The 4,452-nt window shown below is 48.7% G+C and carries 6 protein-coding genes; 1 reads left to right on the forward strand and 5 read right to left on the reverse strand.

Going from position 1 to position 4,452, the window contains the following annotated elements:
- From WCO51_10095 to madL, 3 genes are all read right to left on the reverse strand, one after another.
- Positions 1 to 638 (reverse strand): AMP-binding protein (locus tag WCO51_10095; protein MEI6513609.1); only part of this gene is annotated, 638 nt, incomplete at its 3' end.
- Positions 639 to 640: 2 nt separating this feature from the next.
- Positions 641 to 1,414, reverse strand: a complete 774-nt coding sequence (madM, locus tag WCO51_10100) for a malonate transporter subunit MadM (GenBank protein MEI6513610.1) — start codon at positions 1,412 to 1,414, stop codon at positions 641 to 643.
- A gap of 3 nt (positions 1,415 to 1,417) precedes the next feature.
- Entirely contained in the window at positions 1,418 to 1,792 is a 375-nt protein-coding gene (gene madL, locus WCO51_10105; protein ID MEI6513611.1) for a malonate transporter subunit MadL, read from the reverse strand.
- A 228-nt stretch (positions 1,793 to 2,020) separates the two neighbouring features.
- Here madL and WCO51_10110 point away from each other — a divergent pair, with 228 nt between their 5' ends.
- Entirely contained in the window at positions 2,021 to 2,356 is a 336-nt protein-coding gene (locus tag WCO51_10110) for a hypothetical protein (protein ID MEI6513612.1), read from the forward strand.
- Between the two features lie 291 nt (positions 2,357 to 2,647).
- On the opposite strand, the gene WCO51_10115 is transcribed toward WCO51_10110, so the two are convergent.
- The gene (locus tag WCO51_10115) at positions 2,648 to 3,802 is read right to left on the reverse strand and encodes a hypothetical protein (GenBank protein MEI6513613.1); all 1,155 of its coding nucleotides are present in this window, start codon (positions 3,800 to 3,802) and stop codon (positions 2,648 to 2,650) included.
- A gap of 32 nt (positions 3,803 to 3,834) precedes the next feature.
- Positions 3,835 to 4,452 (reverse strand): fasciclin domain-containing protein (locus tag WCO51_10120; GenBank protein MEI6513614.1); only part of this gene is annotated, 618 nt, incomplete at its 5' end.

Raw genomic sequence — 4,452 nt, forward strand, 5'->3', positions numbered from 1 at the left:
ACCAAGGCCCCGGACCACATCGCGCAGCAAATTACATTGATGATTCCATGAATGTGATGGAGTGGCAGAAACAAGGGGATTCTGTCAGAAGCTTGCCATTTCCATGCCTCTACCAGACTTTCGATCTGAGCTTCAATATTGGCATGCGTTGTAAGAACACCCTTGGGTTTATCGGTCGTGCCACTGGTATACAAAATCATTGCAGGGCGTGTACTTTTTATGGCCGGAAGAACTATTTCTTTTTTTGTGTGATGTGATTCGATGACCAACAAACGCACATTTAATTTGTTGCATAAATCACTGATCTCATGTTTCAGTTCTTGAGTGGTAATTACTATGCTTGTGTTTGAATCGCTAAGAGAGTATTCCCATTCAGGCTGGGTGGCAGAAAGGCATAGGGGCAACATAATACCCCCAGCTCGCCAAATAGCCCATTGAACACATACAAAATCTGAATCGGCAGGGATGAACATCGCAACGGTGGAACTGTTTAAGTCACTTTCGTTTTCCAGTAGTTGTGCTGCTAATTGCTCAGATCGATCCAGCAGGTGTTGGTAGGTTTGTTCGCTGGATTCGTTTTTAAAAGCTATGGAATTGCGATGCAGCATTGCTCGTTTTATAATCGGTAGTTCGCTCATGTTCATCCAAAAATAGTGCGTATGAAAATAAAAATAACTGAAGGGCCAAGCAGGCACCCAAGCCCGGTATAGAAAGTTGCAGTCATCGCGCCATAAGGCACCAGCTTTGGATCCGTCGCTGCCAATCCCGCCATCACTCCGCTGTTGGTTCCCATTATTCCCCCAAAGATCATCGCTGCTCGAGGGTTATCTAATCCAATGTATTTGGCTAGGAATGGTGTAAGTATCATCACCAAAATTGCTTTAACCAAACCTGCCGCAACGCTTAATGCAATTACTTCGGAAGTTGCCCCTATGGCACTACCCGTCACTGGGCCGACAATATAAGTTGCAGAGCCCGCGCCAATCGTTGTAATACTGATTGCATCGCGGTAACCAAAAGAATATGCAACAGTTCCTCCAACTAAGAATGATAAGGTAATTCCTGTTAACAAAGAAAGTATTCCAACTAGACCGCTTTTGCCAAACTCTTCAGCTTTTACCCCAAATGCAGTTGCAACGATTGCTAAATCTCGAAGCATTGCGCCACCCATTAATCCAATGCCAGAAAGGGCGGCAATATCTGCGATACCTTGTTTTCCGTTCGTAATAATGCCCCCAATGCATGCCATGACTAACCCGATAAATATTGCGATTGCAGAGCCATGCAGACGGCCTCTTGTAAGTCGATCTGATAAAAAGTAAGAGATCCAGACCGTTGATCCCATGATGGCAAATGCGACTAATAAAGAATTCTTAATTAATACGATTTCCAATGATTGAAACGCACTTGGCATGAATCAACCCTTTGCAGGTGAATTAGAGTTTCCCGCTTTTACAAAAAAACCAACAAGTGCAAAGCTTGCCCCCACGGTTAAAGTGCCTGCAAGTAGTGCAACCGCCCCGCCTTGTAACGCTGCTAATACATTCTGGCTTGCAGCCATTGCTACGACGATTGGAATATAAATGGATCCCCAGAATGCAATTCCCGCTTCGGTGGGGGGCTTCATTCGCCCGCTGCGTTGCAGATAATCGCAGCTTATTATCAATAAAAGCATGGAGATGCCGACTCCACCAATATCCGCGTCAACTCCTGCAAGATTGCCTAGCATTCTGCCCATGGTCAAGCCCAATAGTAGGCATATTGAAAGTAATGCGGTTCCGTAAATGATCATGAATGCTCCAGATGTTTTTGCAGATGCAATGATACCATTTTTGTGCCCTGCGGGAAGCCATTTAGTGTTTTAGAAGGAAATGGATGGCATGCCAAAAGCTGAGAGATAAGGTGAATAAGTGTCTAACAAATAAAATATTTGATTGCGCGGAACTTTATTTAAGTTCAAGCGTCTAATAAGTGTATCTTTGCGAGAAAGTTTTAGCACTTCTAACTCTTGGAGGATTTTATGATTCGCACTTTTGTATCAATGCTTGCGCTCAGCGTAGCGTTTTTGTTTGTCACCGCAGATTGTTCTGCACAAAATCAAACCAAGGCCAAGAATAATCAAATGGTCGCTGGTACGATTAAATCTATCGATATTGCCAAAGGCATTTTGGTCATTAATCAAAAAGTAGGAAACGAAAAAGTCGACCGCGAGTTGAGCATCAGCGAAGATGTTGAATTTGATGTTGCGGGAAAGTTGTCTTCGGGTGTTGCTGGAATGGAGCTTCTTAAAGTTGGCGCCAGTGTAAAAATTAAATGCGATAAAGATGTTAAAGTTCTCAAAGTTACTTCGAAGTAACGTTTGAATTAATAAACTCAAGCGAAGCTGAATTCTATCAGCTTCGCTTTTTTGTTTGGTAGAAAGAAAAAGCGATCGAGAATTAACTTTTAGAGAAACTTGTATTTCTGCAAGTTCAATGGATCTATGATGAACCGGAGCAACGGGCCCTTCTAGTCGGCCGGTGTTTCGCATCGGGGCCGGTCAGGTTGAACTGGGCGTCCTGAACTAGAGTGTTGTACGCCGCTGGGTCCTGATCGCGGATGGCCTGCCATTGCTTCTTTGATGCTGCCTCCACTTTTCGCCCTTCGTTTAATTGACATCCTTCCCGAGTTCTTTCATGGCCGCTTTTACGCGCTCGGGCTTCCAGTACCCGATCGGGTCGAAGATTTGCGTCCCAGGGTACATCTTCATCATTTCGTCTATCTGCTTTGCCGAGAGGGCAGCCTTGCCGACCCGCATCATCTGCATCCGCTCCTTCCTGGGCACCAAGGCCAGTCCCTTGGCGGTCACGTCGGTCATCCCGACATAGAGATTGTCCAGCTCCGTCATCCCTTCGAGCGCAGCCATCCCCTTGTCGGTAATCCTGGTGCCGTCCAGGCCTAGGTCGTGCAGTTTCGTCAGCCCGGCGAGCGATGGCATCCCGTTGTCGGTGACCTTGGTCCTGTTAAGCACCAGTGACTTCAGATTCTTCATGCCCTCCAAGGCGCGTGTGTCGTCGTCGCCGAAATTCGTGCCTAATAGAAATAGATCTTCCATCTTAGACAAGCCGGCCAGATGCACCCACCCGGCAGGGGTGATCGTTTTGCTGTTCGTCCAGAATCGCTTCATCTCTTTCATCTGGCCGATCCGTTTCATGCAGGCATCGTCGACGTAGTCCCCGAATAGAGTGAGTTGTTCCAGGCTCTCGACTCCATTGAGAAACTTTAGGAAGCCGGCCGGGGTGATGGCGGACTGGGTGTGGTTGAACGTCTTCAGCCCCTTAATCTGCGCGGCGTAACCGATGACCTCATCTGTCACGAGGTAATCGCCGAGGCTCAGATACGTCAGTTTCGTCAGTTTCGGCAGGATGGCGAACGCATCGGCCGGCACGTCGGACTTGTAAATCTCAAACCCCCTCAGGTTTGTCAGGGAGGCCAGGGCGGACATCCCGTCCTTCGTGTACTTTCCGTAGTAGATCGTGATCCGCTCCAACTCGGGCAGTTGACCGAGGAGGCGGAGGTTCTCGTCGGTGGCGTTGTTCGCCACTTCGCCGTTCTGAGCCAGCCCGAGATTGATCTGGGGCCCGCCACCTTTCGCGGAGATGGTCAGGCTGCCGACCAAGACCTTGTTCGCCTTGAGTTTCGCCAGAACGGCTTCGCGATCCGCAGGGGATAGCTTCGCCGGTTCGTCCGCAAGTGCGGAAGCCGTTGTTACAAACAGTAGCAGGGTGATGGCCGCAGGTCGAATAAGGTTCAGGGTTTTCATGTTTGCCTATGGGTTAGTTCGTTATCGCTAACTCATTGCTTTTTTGCGGGGATTCGCAACTCAATCTCATCGATCTGAAGCGGGGTTTTCGTCTCGAGAGTGCGCTGCAACTCGAGAAACTTGTTGCGTTGCGACCACGCGGTAGAGGCGAAGTCGTAATCTCTGTTTCGGTAAACATCGTTGTTCAGAATGATTTGGACGTTAATGCCGTAGAAACGGGTGATATTGCCGGCGAAGCGAGCCTTCAACTCGTACCCGCGGCGGGCATAGTAGTCACTGGCCTGTGAGTACTTGCCGGCTGTGTAAAGCTCGTTCCCGCTGCGAATCGTGTCTTTTACATAGCCGACAAAACTCTGCCAAGTCTGATCGGTATCTGGCGCTTCCATCGCTTCGTCGATAATGCCGTTGATTCCGTGAGCGACGCCGTTTCGCGCCAGAATATCGGTTTCGACAATCTGAACGCCCTGAATCGTACGTTTCGCCCCTTCGCGAACGAGATCGATGCGTGCGTTAATCTGCGAATTGAAACGCAGGAAATCGATTGAATTAGTGGTAAGAATGCGCCCAAAAACGACGTGCCTCAACAGTACGGCACGAAGGCGCTCGCGGTTGGCAGGATCCTTGAGCATCTTGAGGCGTTCTTTGAGCGC

The organism is bacterium (genome assembly GCA_037131655.1).
In the GTDB taxonomy this organism is placed as follows: Bacteria; Armatimonadota; Fimbriimonadia; order Fimbriimonadales; family JBAXQP01; genus JBAXQP01.

Bases quoted from the DNA above. Each gene is read 5' to 3' on its own strand.
- madM (MEI6513610.1), bottom strand. From the start codon at position 1,414: ATGCCAAGTGCGTTTCAATCATTGGAAATCGTATTAATTAAGAATTCT.
- madL (MEI6513611.1), bottom strand. From the start codon at position 1,792: ATGATCATTTACGGAACCGCATTACTTTCAATATGCCTACTATTGGGC.
- WCO51_10110 (MEI6513612.1), top strand. From the start codon at position 2,021: ATGATTCGCACTTTTGTATCAATGCTTGCGCTCAGCGTAGCGTTTTTG.
- WCO51_10115 (MEI6513613.1), bottom strand. From the start codon at position 3,802: ATGAAAACCCTGAACCTTATTCGACCTGCGGCCATCACCCTGCTACTG.